Here is a 14,181-nt window from a genome sequence, read left to right as displayed (position 1 = left end):
AGATAAAATCGTGCCGCTCCGGCGCCGGAGACCCAGGTTTGTAAACGACATTTGTAAACAAAAAACATCTCTGCATTAACATAAATTCACACAAGGATTTTGTCCGATGGCTTTTATCAAAGCAAAAAAACATTCGCAGGTGACCCAGTTCAACAGTACCCTGCTGGCTTCAGCTCTGGCGTTGGCTATTCCTGCAGTGGCGCAGGCTCAACAGACACAAACCGAACTGGATGCAGTCGTGGTGAGTGCAGACGAAGTCGAAGCACAGTACAAAGCTGACAGTGTCAGCTCAACCAAACAAACTCAGCCGCTGGTCAACACGCCACAAACTATTGTGGTGGTGAAAAAAGAGTTGATCCAGCAGCAGGCGGCGACCACCCTGTCCGATGCACTGCGTAACACCCCGGGCATTACCATGCTGATGGGTGAAAACGGCAACACCGCCACCGGCGACTCTATTTTTATGCGTGGTTTTGATACCCAGGGCAGCATTTTTGTGGACGGCATTCGTGACTTAGGCACCATCAGCCGCGACACCTTTAATACCGAACAGGTGGAAATTGCCAAAGGTCCGGCCGGTGCCGACAATGGCCGTGGTTCCTCTTCAGGGTATATCAACCTGGCCAGCAAAATGGCAACCCTGGAGGATTCTTCTGTGGCCAATCTGACCGCTGGGTCAGGCTCTTACAAACGTGGCACTTTGGATATGAACCGCCAGATTGGCGACACCAGTGCGCTGCGGGTGAACCTGTTGGCGCAGGATTCAGGGGTGGCTGGCCGCGACGTGGTGGAAGATAACCGTCTCGGTATTGCCAGCTCACTGGCGCTGGGTTTAGGCACTGCCACCCGCGCTTACCTGAACCTGTTCCACCTGGATCAGGACAATATCCCTGACGGTGGTATTCCAACTGTGGGCCTGGAAGGCTTTTACAATGCCGCCTTTGACGCCGACCCAAGCACCAACTACCCGAACGGTGGCCCGAATGCCGGCAAAACCATTGCACCGGTCGACACCAGCAATTTCTACGGTTCCCGCCATGACAAGGATGATGTCAAAGCCACTATGGTCACCGCCAAAGTGGAACACGACCTGAACGAAAACACCGTGCTGCGTAACACCTCACGTTTTGGTCAGTCGGACCAGGATTATCTGCTCACAGGTGTCAATGCCATCACCACCACCACGGGTTCTGGCGCTGCGGCTGTGGCTATTGAGGATCCGAACGACTGGACCATTTCCCGTTCACGTCAGGGCAAAGACCAGCGTAACCGTATTCTGACCAACCAGACCCAGCTGAACACCAGTGTGCAGACCGGCGCTATCCGCCATGACATCAGCTCAGGCCTGGAATTTATTTATGAAAGCCAGCGCAACTACACGCTGGCGCTGCCAACCGGCACCAGCCAGGCTGCAGCCAACCTGTACAACCCAAGCACCAGCGACAGCTTCGTTGACCCGGTTCACACCGGTGCCAGCACCGAAGGCAGCACCATGACGTCGGCGCTGTATGTGCTGGACACCCTGCACCTGAACGACCAGTGGCAACTGAACCTGAGCGGCCGTTTTGAGCACTACAGCACAGAAACTGACCTTGTCACTGTGCAGGGCACCAGCACCCCACAAAATATTCCGGTGGGCACCTTGTTAGGCTCAACCTTAAAAGCCTCAGACAATCTGGCCAGTTACAAAGTGGGAGCTTTGTATAAGCCGGCGACAAATGGCAGTGTGTATTTGTCGTATGCAACCACCCAGTTACCGCCGGGCGGCGCTAACTTTGCGTTAAGTGCCACAGCCAACAACATCAATAACGCCAATGTGGACCCACAAAAAGGCACCAACCTGGAGCTGGGCACCAAATGGGATGTATTCGACAATAAACTGGCGTTCACGGCTGCGGTGTTTGAAAGCACCAACGAAAACGAAATTGCCACAGACCCGACAGGCGCCGCCGCCCAGGTCGGTGAACGTCAGGTCCGTGGTGTCGAACTGGGCTTAGTGGGTGCTATTACCGCGGCCTGGCAAATCAGCGCCGGTGCCGCTTACCTGGACAGTGAAATTACCCGAGGTAACCAATCTGGTACCAACCCGACCGATGGCGGCGTGATCCAATGGACTCCGGAGCTGACCCTGACGCTGTGGAACAGCTACAGCTTTGGCAATGGCCTGGTGCTGGGTGGAGGCCTGCGTTATGTGGATACAGTCTCCCGCTCCAGCAGCACGACACTGAACCTGGCGAAAACCTCAGTGCCTGAAGTGCCGGATTATTGGGTGGTGGACGCCATGGCGTCTTACCCTGTTACCCCGACTGTGGATGTGCAGCTGAACGTCTACAACCTGTTGGACGAAGAGTATATGTCTTCACTGAACAACGGCGGCTCGCGTTACTTTATGGGCACACCACGTTCGGCCCGTCTGGGTGTCAATGTGAAGTTCTGATAGACAATGGGCGTAGGCGTTGGACCTGTCACGGGCGCAGCAAGCTACGCCCCTACAGTGAAAATGGATGCGTCAACAGTGCCTTTGTGTTGGGGCGGGGTTTACCCCGCCCCTTTCGCCACAACAACGAGTTGATTTTTATGTTACTGCATATACCTGAAGTACTAAGCAAAACCCAGGTGGCGCAGTTCCGCCAGCAACTGGCTGCAGTGAACTGGACAGACGGCCGCGAAACGGTCGGGCCGCAAGGGGCTTTGGTGAAGAACAACAAACAGCTGCCGGTGGACTCGCCGCTTGGCCGCGAGTTGGGAAGCATTATTCTGCAGGCGCTGTACCAGCACCCGCTTTTTATGGCGGCGGCTATTCCGCTGCGCTCCGTGCCCCCGCTGTTTAACAGCTACCAGGGTGGCGAGCATTATGGTTTGCATGTGGACGGGGCTATTCGTGGAATTCCCGGCTCCACACTCAGCCTGCGCACTGATTTGTCTTCGACTTTGTTTTTATCAGAACCCGACGACTATCAGGGCGGTGAACTGCAAATTCAGGACACCTTTGGTTTGCATGAAGTGAAACTGCCCGCCGGTGACTTGATTCTGTACCCGTCCAGCAGCCTGCATCAGGTGCTGCCTGTAACTCAAGGCGAGCGGGTCTGCAGTTTTTTCTGGACTCAGAGCATGGTGCGTTCAGCCGAACAACGCCAGATGCTGTTTGAACTGGACCAGACCATACAGTCGTTGCGCCAGCAGTTTGGTGAAAGCCCACAAAGCGTGGCGCTCACTTCGCATTACCATAATTTAGTACGCATGTGGGCCGAGCTGTGAAACGCCCTGCACTGCTGTTTGCTTTGGTGTTGGCCCTGCATCTGGCGGGCCTTACCGCCGCTGTCAGCCTGAGCTCAGCGCCGCTGCCAGCGCCTGTGGCCAAAGCCATTGAAGGCGTGATTATTCCGGTGCCGACGCCGCCGGCACCACCGGCTATTGAGCCGCCTAAGCCTAAACCGCTCATTCCGGAAAAAAAGCCAGAGCCGCCCAAACCCAAAGCGGCCAAACCCAAGCCGGTAAAAGCAAAACCCAAGCCAGTGCCTAAACCAGTGCCGGTAGCCGCCGCCTCAGAGCGCGCAGTCAGTGCGCCAGAGCCAGGCGAAAGCAAGCCAGACCAAACACCGGCCCCTGTTGCACCGGTGAAAACTGCCGAGCCAGAGCCCAGCAGCACGCCGCCCGTGGCGTCCGCCAATAAAGCGGTGAACAAAGCGCCGGTTTACCCCAAGCTGTCGCGCCAGCTGAAAGAGCAAGGCACAGTGGTGCTGGACGTGCTGGTTCTGAAAACAGGTAAAGTCGGCCAGCTGAAAGTGAAAACCAGCTCAGGCTACCCACGGCTGGATCAGGCGGCCGTCAATGCGGTGCGGCACTGGACTTACAGCCCGGCCAAAGAGCTGGGCCAGCCGGTCGATTTATGGTTTGCCCAGCCGGTGGTGTTTCAGCTCAATCCGGCGGCCAAAAGTTAATGATGATCGGTCAGACAAATAGTTTAAACGCAGAGAAATATCCCCATGAATGACGTGTTAACAGGAACCACCCTGATGCAGGAAAACCCTTACGGCATTGCCGCCCTGTGGGCCCAAGGCGATTTTGTCATTAAAACAGTGGCAGTGCTGTTGTTGTTGATGTCGGTCGCCAGTTGGACAGTGATAGTGCTGCGGGCGCTGAATTTATGGCGGCTGAAAAAAGTAGCGGCCGCCAGCCGCGATTTCTGGCACGCCCAAAGCTTTACCGAAGGACTGCGCATTTTAAGCTCCGCCTCTGAGCAAGGCGGCCCGGCCAACCCATTCCGTTACGTGGCAGACGAAGGCCAGGCGGCGCTGGATCACCACCAAAGCCATCAGCAGGATTTACACGGCCATTTGCCTTTGGCCGACTGGCTGACCAGTTGCCTGCGTGGCGCCATTGACGAAAGCGCCCAGCAGATGCAAAAAGGCCTGGCCATTCTGGCCTCTGTGGGCTCCACCTCGCCTTTTCTGGGTTTGTTCGGCACGGTGTGGGGCATTTACCACGCCTTGGTCAGCATTGGTGCTTCGGGCCAGGCCAGTATCGACAAAGTGGCTGGCCCGGTCGGTGAGGCCCTGATTATGACGGCCTTTGGCCTGGCGGTGGCTATTCCGGCCGTGCTGGGTTACAACGCGCTGCAACGCGGCAATAAAGACGTTTTAGGCAAACTCAACCGCTTTGCGCACCAGTTGCACGCCTACTTTTTAACAGGGGCCGCGCCGAAAAGCGCCATGGTGGTGCCACTGAAGGAGGCAAAATAAATGGCTTTTGGCGGCGGATTTGACCAGGACGACGAGGTGATGAGCGAAATCAATATGACGCCTTTGGTGGACGTGATGCTGGTGCTGCTGATCATCTTTATTATTACAGTGCCGGTGATCACCCACAGTGTGAAGGTGGATTTGCCGCGCGTCAGCAACGAACAACACCAGACCAAACCCAGCACCGTCACCTTAACAGTGAAGGCCGACGGCTCAGTGTACTGGAATAACGACGCCATCCCCCGCGACGCCCTGCCCGTCAAACTGGCGGAACAGGCCGCCTTGCCTCAGCAGCCGGAAATTCATATCCGCGGCGACAAAGCCACACCTTATGAGCAGGTGTTAACAGTGATGGCCGCCGTGCAGCAAGCCGGTTTACTCAAACTGGGCTTTATCAGCGAGCCCGCGTCCTAGCAGGGACTTGTATTTTCATTGGTTTTAAAGGCAGCTTATTGCGAAAAGCAGACGATAACGCCCGAGCAATAGGCGCGATCTTGTGAGTGCCCAAATTGACGTGTTTGTTAGAGCTAGCTTGAGAGCACACCATGCTTATTAAACTCTCGGAGTAATGCGTCTAATGACGACTCACTCTCTTTATGAAGAGAGACCAAGATCCTTGTACTTGCATACACGCTATTTCTCATACCTTCAAATTTAGCTTGCATATATTCATTTGAATTCTCTATATTTTTCCAATGCGCCTCTTCATATTTAACCAACAATTTGTTATGTAGAGACAATTGAGCCAACAGAGCTTTAATTTCGCTATAAGCTTTAACAGTTAGTCTTCGTAAGTCAGATTCTTTAATTTTACCAAGAAACCCTACGTTCCCCTCATAAATAGCAAATGGCGTAATTATTTCAGGATAAAATTCATTTAGAATAAATTCTTCACTTGCAATTGAAATTTTATTTCCAATTCCTTGCCTGTATGCCTTCCAAAACACATCCAATTCATCGTAAAGAGCTTGCTTATAGTTTAGTAATGCCGACGCATGAGCATTTTCTTCCTTTTTCATATTTAAGTTGTGAGAATAATAAACGGAAACAATTGCAACAATTGCACCTACAAGTGAACCAAGAATTCCTGAACCTATAATACTCCAATCCATCATGCCCTTTCCTATGGTGCTTTCTTTACATAAATATCTTTCTTACAGTGGGGGCATTTCGCATTGCTGCTGCCCGAACTAGCGCCCCCTCCAATTGGCACGGACGTCGGCACTCCTGTTGCGGCATACCAACCACCTACTTGCTTTATATTCTCTCGGATAAGTCTTAAACAAAACTCTTTAGCTTCGTCATTTAAGTGCGCATTATCCTGTAGAGCTGCAGTTAGCTTCCTTAACGATGCAATGGTTTTATCTAACTCTGAATCAATACTCATTTGATTTTCTCCATTTGAGAGGGAGTTCTCAGTTGCAACACCTTGCTCTGGGGCAAACTGAAGCGCAGTGTAGGTTTGTCCCTAGCAGCACCTTGTTAGGCTGTTTTTTCGTTAATCCCCTCAATAGCTTGTGTGAGAAGCCGAATAAATTCCTTAGCATCGGAAAAGTAGTTTCTAAAAGCCAGTCGTATCTCCTCGCTCGTATCTGCTTTCACTAGAACCACATCAAGAGAAGGATTTTCTTTCTCTATTCTAAAGAGTTCTTTAAGAGCATCTGATTCGCTTTTATATGAAAATGCCTCTAACTCTCCATCTGGCTTAAATATCAAAATAGTATTTCTTTTGGCTGTAGTCTCTGATTCAGTCGTATTCAACCCCGTAAAATTTCTGGTTAAATGTAGCTCCGCATCCAATTCAAGAAATTGCTTAACTAAATCTTTATCAGACAATTCAGGGAACGGACCGTGTCCGCCTTCATAATATCTTGCCAATATTTCACTGGCCAATGCCATGCAGAGCTCGTATCTCTTATCACCCTGCTGAAATTTGGGTTGATTCTCTGTTATAAAACCGATGACCTCGACAGCCGTTGCCCATGCGTGCTGTACTAAAGTTCTGTACTGAATCTCTACTAATAAGCCTTTATGTAATTCGCCATTCTTAGAATTCACATCATAACTGTAGACATCGTGAATTCCTCTGTAGCCCGTAGATTTCGGCCGCAATAAATAATTGTATTTATCAACGTCATTTTTTCGTTTGTGTTTGAATCGAGCCTTATGGAATTGCTCTCTAAACTTAGTTAAGTCATCGACTGATTCAAATATAAGCCGGCATCCTGCGATATCATCCATGCGAGACAATTCCATCTTTGGCTGTCTCAATAACTTGTTAAAGATCGTGTTCCGCCTCTTATGCCTTTGTGCGACAACAATACTTTTATTTCTAGTTCTATTACGCAAACTCGCTTGAAAAGTATTCAACACAACTTTGTGAGCGGCCCGCCATTCATCAATTGCATAAAGATCATCACTATTAGCTCTTCCGTGTCGGACATTGTCACCTGCTCGATTCACTCGGCTTTTCGACCCACCTGGAAATGGCCTGTCTTGTTCATTCATGTCAATATTCCAATCGTATTACGATAGTTTTGCCTAACGCCCTGCGCATGAGCTCGAACTTGTGAGCGTCGCAGGGGCCACAGGCCCCGAATGACGTGATTTGTTATGACTATTGTTCACCTAAAATAGACCGCAACTTTTTCTTTGCATAACTTTCCGCAAGCTCTTTGCCTATGTTCAAAATGGTTGAGACACTCGCATTCTTAAACTCTCACTTGATAGCATTCCAAACTGATTCTTTTCGAATATTATCAAGGAGCTCGTGACCATCCCAAGTTAGACGATTAACGAAAATATGACTGGGTACCACTGACGTATTGCTAATGTGTCCGAAACCTTGCAATCAAGCAGCCCTGCCTCAATCAACAGTAAAGCATGATATTTAACAACTTCTTTGTTGTATCCATCAACGGTTAATTGACGTGGATTCTCCTCAATTTCAAACAATAGCTTACGGATTATCTCCATATCTCGTTTCATCGTGCCTCACCTAAATGAATTGAATAGCCATAACGCACGCAAGTCGGAAAATTTATTGCCTTCTTTCCTGATATTTATTCAATCTAAGCTAATACCGAAGTTCCTATTTATCAACCATTTTTTAATGCTTTACAAACACAGGCGACAAAATCCGTACTATCTATACGCTAGTTGCCCGAAATTTAACTCATAACCGTGTGTTGGATGTTTCACCAGTGTTTTTAGGGCTTTATCTAAAATATTTGAGACAATACCGATCTACATATGTCTGCCATCGGCACAAATCAGCCTTCCCATCAACCAAACAGAGTTATTACGGAATAAGCAACAAACTATAAGCTCAGCCCATTAGGCCAAGCGTGAGCGGACGAACGCAATAACTGCCGGTGGCTGGTCCGCCATGTTTACTCATCCCACTTACAGGACACCTTGAGTGTTGCTAACTCACCGCGCCTTAGGTTGCAGCAGGCCATGCATTTGCAGCCAGCTGGCGAAGGCGTTAAACCAGCCGGTGCTGGTGGTTTCTTTGGGGTACATGCCAAAGCCATGGCCGCCCTGCTCGTAGAAATGGAATTCCACCGGTTTTTTCGCCGCTTGCCAGCTTTCAATTAAGCCGAATTTGCTGTGGGCGAAAAACGGGTCGTCGGCTGCCAGCGCCACAAAAAGCGGTGGCGCGTCCGCAGGCACTGGCACTGCATCCAAAGGCCCATAAATGTTGCCGATAAAGGCCGGTTTGGCGTCGTCACCCACCAAAGCTGTCGCCATAGTCAGCATGGCACCTGCCGAAAATCCCAGCATGCCAATGCGGTCTTTGTCGAGCTTCCACTCCAAAGCCCTGGCACGAACCAAGGCAAAAGCAGCGCGGGAGTCGGCAATTTGTGGCGCCAGCTGTGCTTTCATGGTGGATGGGTCAGGCCGCGGCGGGCGGCGTGCTGTGCCGGAAAACATCTGCGCCATTTCTTCCTGAAAGGCGGCCATGTCGGCGGGTGTCTGATTCAGGCGGTATTTCAGCACAAAAGCCGTGACCCCTTTGGCGGCCAGGGCTTGTGCTACCTGCCAGCCCTCATTTTCCATCGACAGGGTGCGAAAACCACCACCGGGTGCAACGATCACCGCCGCCCCACTGGCTTTGCCCGGTTCAGGAAAAAATGGCGTTAAGGTGGCTTGTGTCACATTACGGGTAAACTGGCTGCCGTACTGCGAATGCCAGGCCTCAACGGCTTTGGCATTGGGCAGCGGGCCTGTACCAAGCTCAATGGCCGTGGGTTGAGCCGGGGTGGCTATCGGCGTCATCGCATCATGGGCCTGAGCCGCAGCCTGAGTACTGGCCAACAAGGCCCAGCACGCCAGGCCAACAAGGGCCAGCCGCGTCAGCCCCCCTGTGCGATGGCTTGGCACTGAATGTAAGTGAGTGAATTGCCGCCAGATGGCACTGAAGCCTGTGCGTGGTGGGTACATAGTCTCCGTCTCCTTAGTGTCCGTGATGCAAAGCCGCCATTCAGGCCGGCCATTAGTTGGGTTGTTTTGTGGTGCGGATCACAGGTTTGATACTGCCATCGGCATTGAAAACCACCCGGTCCAACGCCACTGAACGGCGATAATTACCGCCCCCCGGCAGGTCGGCATTGTGGTACGCCAGATAGGTGTGGCCTTTAAACTCAAACAGCGCCGGATGAATAGTGGTGGTGTTGGGCAAAGGGTCCATCAGAATGCCGCGGTACTGCCAGGGGCCGGTGGCCGACCTGCTGGTGGCATAAGCCAGGCTTTCCGGAAACCCAGCGGCATACACCAGGTAATAGAGGCCGTTATGCTTGGACACATAAGGCCCTTCTTCAAAATTGGGTAAGGTATCCACCGCATGAATTTGCACCTGGCTGGCGTCGCGGTTTTGCATTTTTCCCTGGCCGTCCAGGCTGTAACGCTCACCTTTGAGGTGAACCAGATCGTCCTCCAGTTCCACCCACCATAATTGTTTGTTGCCCCAGTACAGGTAAGCCCGGCCATCATCGTCAACAAAAACCGCCGGGTCTATATTGCGCCAGCTGTGGTCTTTGTACTGCGCTGTATCTTCCAGCAAAATCATGGGCATACCACGAGGGTCTTTAAACGGGCCTTCAGGGTTGTCCGATACGGCCACGCCAATAGAGAAACCAAATTTCCCACCGGTCTGGCCGCCTTCCACCGCAGCATAAAAGTAGTAACGTGGCTTGCCCGACGCATCGTTGCGCTTTATCACATGGTGGGCGTAGGCGTTGCCGGTTTTTTCATCGCCGCGTGCCCAGGCAAAATCAGAATAACGAAACACCGCACCTTTATTTTCCCAGCGCTGCAGGTCGCGACTGGTCCAAAGCCGGTAATCGTACATACGATAATCCTGGCCTTCGGCACTTTGTTCATCGTGGGTGCTGTACAGGTAGACGGTATCGTCCAGCACCATCACGGCCGGGTCGGCGGTGTAAATCAGCTCACCCACCTGGTGGGTTGGGTCAGCTGTGTCGTATTTAATAATGGGGTTGGCAAAGGTGTCGGGCACGGCCATGGCCGCCCTGGTTGTGTCGGTCAGCTGGGCCTTTTCTGCCGGGCAAGCCCAAAGCCCAGCCAGCACTGCGGCCAACAGCAGAGGCCTGACGTGTTTAGTTGACATGCAGCGCATGCGTTTCGTCCTGAGACTTTAGAAGTCAGTCATTGCTCATGACCATAGTTTTTAAAGAAAAAATCGCCATAAGCCCATTACGAAAGCTGGGGACAGATTTACCTTATTTTGCCGTTGCTGCTGCAGTTTTTTCCAGGGGCAGAGCTACTTCTTGCTTATCGACATGACATTGTAAGCCCAGGCATATATTTCAACCTTCTTGCACTGCTCACCGTCAAGGCAAATGGCGCCAAACCAAATGTCACCAAAGCCTATGTGAAGCCCTTGGTAGTTATAAAATAAGTTTTTAAACTGCTGCCCTTTTACTCTGTTCAGCAATTCTGCAGTAATCACCTTGTCGTAATTTTCAATGAATTGCTCTTTGGTGGCGTAATAAACGGGGCCGGAAGGATAGTTAACCCGAAGGGGGTATAAATTCAGTGATGCCACCAGTTGCTTATCGCCGGCTAACAAAGCAGTTTTAAATTTACTGAAATACGCTTCGTAGTTCAGTTCATCCTTAAAGTACTCATTAAGTACTTTATTCGAAATACCATCTGCATGGTCAGACTGGGCGGCTGCGCAGAACACCATAAAACAAAGTACGAGGAAATATTTCATAGCAACTCCTTGTCAGTAAGACTGTTCAATAAGAGGCTTTATCTGGTTGCACGCCTCTCTTGTCGGCTCCATCAGTAGAACGGCTTCTGAATCGCTGCGAATTTCCTATATCGCGATCCCCCTTTGGGCCCATTGCACTCCTTTAGCGTCTATCACAGCGCTGCAACATAAGTTGCATTGACATTGGTTAAGATACCTGAAAAATTAAAATAACATTCAATAACTTGCCTTATGGAATTTTGTCGTGAGAAAAGCTATCGCCTGTTTACCTTTGATTTTTGTCACCAGCATGGCGGCGGCCAACGGGCCCTTTTCTGTCAGCGGGTACGCCAATCAGGAAAAGTACCGGCAGGCCAATGCCGGGCTGGGGCAACCTGCTGTGGGTGAGAAGCGTGTGGTCTTTATGGGCGATTCCATTACCGAATTCTGGCCAGTGCACAACCCGGATTTTTTTGCCCGCCATGGCTATATTGGCCGTGGCATTAGCGGCCAGGTCAGCCATCAGATGCTGCTGCGCTTTCGCGACGATGTGATTGCGCTGAAACCCAAAGTGGTGGTGATTCTGGCTGGCACCAACGATCTGGCGCAAAACAGCGGCCCGGTCAGTTTGGACGCTACGGCAGGCAATATCTATTCAATGGCAGAACTGGCGCAGCTGCATGGCGCCAGGGTGATCTTATGTTCGGTGTTGCCAGCCATTGCGTTTCCGTGGCGCCAGGGTATCGAGCCTGCGCAGAACATCCTGGCACTGAACCGGAAACTTAAGCAGTATGCGGCCGAGCATCAGCTGGCCTATGTCGACTTTTACAGCGCTCTGGTCGACGGTCACGGCGGTTTAAAGGTGCCCGACTACACCAGTGCAAAAGACCTGGTTCACCCGAACAAAGCAGGTTACCAGGTGATGGAGGCGCTGATCACGCCCGCCATTCAACAAGCCCTGCAGGCGTCAGACTAGCTCCTGCCTTGTCGCAGTGCGGTTAACCGCGCCCCTGCACAGGCTGGCTGTTGGCCAGCAGCCCAATGCCCCGTTTTTTCATCTGTCTGTCCAGCCAATACAGCGCCAGCAGGCCTTGCAGCAGCACTGTCACTACCGACGTCCACCAGATTTGTTCGGCATCAAACCCAGCCTGCTGCTGCAACCACAGCACCAGGCCCATAAACAACAGTAAACGGCTTAACGACGCCAGCAACGAGGGTAAGGTATTGCCCAGCGCCTGAAACATGCCTGAGCAGCACAAGACTAACGAGGACGTCAGAAAATTCCAGGAGCTGATTTTGATAAACAAAGCCCCGGCCGCAATCACCGCGATGTCTGAAGTGAAAAATGCCACCAGATGTTCAGCCTGCCACTGCATCATCAGCAAAGCGCAGCCCATCAGACCAAAAGAGATTTGCGCCGCGGCTACAAAGGTCTGACGAACCCGGTCGAACCGTTTGGCACCAAAATTCTGCCCGGCCACAGCAGGAATGGCAAAGGACAACGCCACTGCGGGCAACGACAACGCCTGCACTACACGCAGACCAATACCAAAGGCCGCCTGTATTTCAGTGCCCATATCGGCAATCACCCAATACACAAAGGCGCTGTACAAAAAGATAATGCCGTATTCACCACCAGCCGGAAAACCCACTTTCAGCAAAGCTTTACTCAGCACAGGCGACCAGCGCGCGGGTTTGGCAAACTGCAACATGGCGTTGTGCTCGCGTCGCACAAAATAAAACAGCAGTAAAAATCCAAGCAAGCCCGATATGGTACTGGCCAGGCCAGCCCCGGCAACCCCCAACGGCACACCAGTGCCCCAACCGGCAATCAGCACAGGCGCCAGCACAATATTGCAGCCCACCGACGCCAGCTGCACCAGCATGGCCGGTTTCACGATACCTAAGGAACGCAGGCCTGAGCCTAATACTGTCGACAGGTAAGCCAAGCAAAGACCCGGCAGATAAGCTTGCAAAAAGGCATACCCCTGACGCTGCACATCCGGGTCATCCGACAGCAGCTGCATATAATGCCCAATGCCCAGATACCCCAGAACTACAGTGCCCAGCGTCATCCCTAACGCCAGGGTTAAACTTTGCTGATACAGCTGGCGGGCTTTACGGCGCTTTTTCGCCCCTATGGCCACCGCCATCAGACTGACCGTGCCCACCCCCAGCACCTGGCTGAACGCCATCACCAAAAACATCAGCGCCGCCCCTGCCCCGACAGCCGCCACCGCACTGGCGCCCAGTGCCGACACAAAATACAAATCGACAAACAAATACAGGCTATGCACGACCATCCCAATCATCATCGGCAAGCCCATGCTGACCAGGTGTTTATGGACAGGCCCTTGGGTTAAATCTGTCATTCTCGTTCTCTCTGCCTGTTGTCATCCGGGTGGGCTAACCCCCGCCCCTACGACAATTTATTGGTTGGCGGTGACCCACACATTTTTATCATCGTAGGGGCGTAGCTTGCTGCGCCCCAAAACACATGATCAACCGTCTCACGTCGGGCGGGGTAAATCCCGCCCCTACAGTCATTGTTTGCTTGAGTTGAAATAATCCAATTGCCATTGCAGATGATTATTTTGGATGTACTTCGAAATTTTTAGAAAATCACACTCTGAACGTATCACATGGTCATAAAAACCACGTTGCCATAACTTTGTCGGGCTAAAGAGTTTACTGCTAAGTGACTTAAAAACACGGATAGGGTCATGCAGTTTCACCTGCTGTGCTTGCGTCTGACAGGTCAGCTCCAGGATGCCATGAAAGTGGTTTGGCATGATGCACCAACTATGTAACAACAATCCAGGGAAACGTTGTGGAAGTGACAGCCAAAGGCTGCAGACCCCATCAGCATGCTTGTTAGGATGCCAGCCAGACTCGTCAATCCACCCCAAATAGTGCTGCCGTTGGCAACAACACAGGGTCACAAAATAGCAACCCGGGCTTCCATAGTTATAATTGGCCAGCCTGACCTGTTTGCGCTGAAGCATCCTTGCCTCCACAAATTTGTTCATTTATCCACGGGCGGGCTAAACCCCGCCCCAGGGGTTTTATTCCATCTTCGAATCCAATACCCACCGATACATTGTAGGGGCGTAGCTTGCTGCGCCCCAAAACACATTATCAACCGTCTCACGTCGGGCGGGCCAAACCCCGCCCCTACGACAATTTATTGGTTGGCGGTGACCCACACATTTTTATCAT

14 protein-coding genes are annotated in these 14,181 nt (G+C 51.8%); 6 read left to right on the top strand and 8 right to left on the bottom strand.

All coding sequences use genetic code 11. From position 1 onward, the window contains the following. Positions 1-106 precede the first annotated feature (106 nt). The 5 genes from WKJ04_RS04735 (at position 107) to WKJ04_RS04715 (ending at position 5,156) form a co-directional block, all read left to right on the top strand. The gene (locus WKJ04_RS04735) at positions 107-2,437 is read left to right on the top strand and encodes a catecholate siderophore receptor Fiu (RefSeq protein ID WP_337879347.1); all 2,331 of its coding nucleotides are present in this window, start codon (positions 107-109) and stop codon (positions 2,435-2,437) included. A 140-nt stretch (positions 2,438-2,577) separates the two neighbouring features. Next, entirely contained in the window at positions 2,578-3,258 is a 681-nt protein-coding gene (locus WKJ04_RS04730; protein ID WP_337879346.1) for a Fe2+-dependent dioxygenase, read from the top strand. Beyond that, positions 3,255-3,941: an energy transducer TonB gene (locus WKJ04_RS04725; protein WP_337879345.1), complete on the top strand. Its 687-nt coding sequence runs from the start codon at positions 3,255-3,257 to the stop codon at positions 3,939-3,941. The genes WKJ04_RS04730 and WKJ04_RS04725 overlap by 4 nt, the downstream gene beginning before the upstream one ends. 45 nt (positions 3,942-3,986) lie before the next feature. After that, positions 3,987-4,742 (top strand): MotA/TolQ/ExbB proton channel family protein, encoded by a 756-nt coding sequence (locus WKJ04_RS04720; protein ID WP_337879344.1) that lies wholly within the window; start codon positions 3,987-3,989, stop codon positions 4,740-4,742. Beyond that, positions 4,743-5,156, top strand: coding sequence for a biopolymer transporter ExbD (locus WKJ04_RS04715; protein ID WP_337879343.1), 414 nt, complete (start codon positions 4,743-4,745; stop codon positions 5,154-5,156). A 113-nt stretch (positions 5,157-5,269) separates the two neighbouring features. Here WKJ04_RS04715 and WKJ04_RS04710 read toward each other — a convergent pair whose 3' ends face one another. The 6 genes from WKJ04_RS04710 to WKJ04_RS04685 all read right to left on the bottom strand — a co-directional run bounded on the left by WKJ04_RS04710 (position 5,270) and on the right by WKJ04_RS04685 (position 10,983). After that, positions 5,270-5,854 (bottom strand): hypothetical protein, encoded by a 585-nt coding sequence (locus WKJ04_RS04710; RefSeq protein ID WP_337879342.1) that lies wholly within the window; start codon positions 5,852-5,854, stop codon positions 5,270-5,272. Between the two features lie 11 nt (positions 5,855-5,865). Beyond that, positions 5,866-6,129, bottom strand: a complete 264-nt coding sequence (locus WKJ04_RS04705) for a hypothetical protein (protein ID WP_337879341.1) — start codon at positions 6,127-6,129, stop codon at positions 5,866-5,868. Between the two features lie 95 nt (positions 6,130-6,224). Then, positions 6,225-7,250: a RelA/SpoT domain-containing protein gene (locus WKJ04_RS04700; RefSeq protein ID WP_337879340.1), complete on the bottom strand. Its 1,026-nt coding sequence runs from the start codon at positions 7,248-7,250 to the stop codon at positions 6,225-6,227. Positions 7,251-8,174: 924 nt separating this feature from the next. Next, the gene (locus WKJ04_RS04695; RefSeq protein ID WP_337879339.1) at positions 8,175-9,188 is read right to left on the bottom strand and encodes an alpha/beta hydrolase; all 1,014 of its coding nucleotides are present in this window, start codon (positions 9,186-9,188) and stop codon (positions 8,175-8,177) included. A 52-nt stretch (positions 9,189-9,240) separates the two neighbouring features. After that, positions 9,241-10,374, bottom strand: a complete 1,134-nt coding sequence (locus tag WKJ04_RS04690; protein ID WP_337879338.1) for a glycoside hydrolase family 43 protein — start codon at positions 10,372-10,374, stop codon at positions 9,241-9,243. A 153-nt stretch (positions 10,375-10,527) separates the two neighbouring features. Then, positions 10,528-10,983, bottom strand: coding sequence for a hypothetical protein (locus tag WKJ04_RS04685; protein ID WP_337879337.1), 456 nt, complete (start codon positions 10,981-10,983; stop codon positions 10,528-10,530). Between the two features lie 244 nt (positions 10,984-11,227). Here WKJ04_RS04685 and WKJ04_RS04680 point away from each other — a divergent pair, with 244 nt between their 5' ends. Then, positions 11,228-11,938: an SGNH/GDSL hydrolase family protein gene (locus tag WKJ04_RS04680; protein ID WP_337879336.1), complete on the top strand. Its 711-nt coding sequence runs from the start codon at positions 11,228-11,230 to the stop codon at positions 11,936-11,938. 22 nt (positions 11,939-11,960) lie between these two features. Here the strand turns inward: WKJ04_RS04680 and WKJ04_RS04675 are convergent, their stop codons facing one another. Both WKJ04_RS04675 and WKJ04_RS04670 read right to left on the bottom strand, forming a co-directional pair. Beyond that, the gene (locus tag WKJ04_RS04675; RefSeq protein ID WP_337879335.1) at positions 11,961-13,334 is read right to left on the bottom strand and encodes an MATE family efflux transporter; all 1,374 of its coding nucleotides are present in this window, start codon (positions 13,332-13,334) and stop codon (positions 11,961-11,963) included. A gap of 171 nt (positions 13,335-13,505) precedes the next feature. Next, a complete protein-coding gene (locus WKJ04_RS04670; RefSeq protein WP_337879334.1) occupies positions 13,506-13,967 on the bottom strand; it encodes a transposase in 462 nt (153 codons plus the stop codon). Positions 13,968-14,181: the final 214 nt, after the last annotated feature.

The organism is Rheinheimera sp. (assembly GCF_037442345.1).
GTDB lineage: Bacteria > Pseudomonadota > Gammaproteobacteria > Enterobacterales > Alteromonadaceae > Pararheinheimera.
The sequence above is the reverse complement of the archived record's forward strand: the minus strand, read 5'-3'. Positions and strand labels throughout refer to the sequence as shown.

Bases quoted from the DNA above. Each gene is read 5' to 3' on its own strand.
- WKJ04_RS04735 (WP_337879347.1), top strand. From the start codon at position 107: ATGGCTTTTATCAAAGCAAAAAAACATTCGCAGGTGACCCAGTTCAAC.
- WKJ04_RS04705 (WP_337879341.1), bottom strand. From the start codon at position 6,129: ATGAGTATTGATTCAGAGTTAGATAAAACCATTGCATCGTTAAGGAAG.
- WKJ04_RS04700 (WP_337879340.1), bottom strand. From the start codon at position 7,250: ATGAATGAACAAGACAGGCCATTTCCAGGTGGGTCGAAAAGCCGAGTG.
- WKJ04_RS04715 (WP_337879343.1), top strand. From the start codon at position 4,743: ATGGCTTTTGGCGGCGGATTTGACCAGGACGACGAGGTGATGAGCGAA.
- WKJ04_RS04690 (WP_337879338.1), bottom strand. From the start codon at position 10,374: ATGTCAACTAAACACGTCAGGCCTCTGCTGTTGGCCGCAGTGCTGGCT.
- WKJ04_RS04695 (WP_337879339.1), bottom strand. From the start codon at position 9,188: ATGTACCCACCACGCACAGGCTTCAGTGCCATCTGGCGGCAATTCACT.
- WKJ04_RS04675 (WP_337879335.1), bottom strand. From the start codon at position 13,334: ATGACAGATTTAACCCAAGGGCCTGTCCATAAACACCTGGTCAGCATG.
- WKJ04_RS04685 (WP_337879337.1), bottom strand. From the start codon at position 10,983: ATGAAATATTTCCTCGTACTTTGTTTTATGGTGTTCTGCGCAGCCGCC.
- WKJ04_RS04670 (WP_337879334.1), bottom strand. From the start codon at position 13,967: ATGCTTCAGCGCAAACAGGTCAGGCTGGCCAATTATAACTATGGAAGC.
- WKJ04_RS04710 (WP_337879342.1), bottom strand. From the start codon at position 5,854: ATGGATTGGAGTATTATAGGTTCAGGAATTCTTGGTTCACTTGTAGGT.
- WKJ04_RS04730 (WP_337879346.1), top strand. From the start codon at position 2,578: ATGTTACTGCATATACCTGAAGTACTAAGCAAAACCCAGGTGGCGCAG.
- WKJ04_RS04720 (WP_337879344.1), top strand. From the start codon at position 3,987: ATGAATGACGTGTTAACAGGAACCACCCTGATGCAGGAAAACCCTTAC.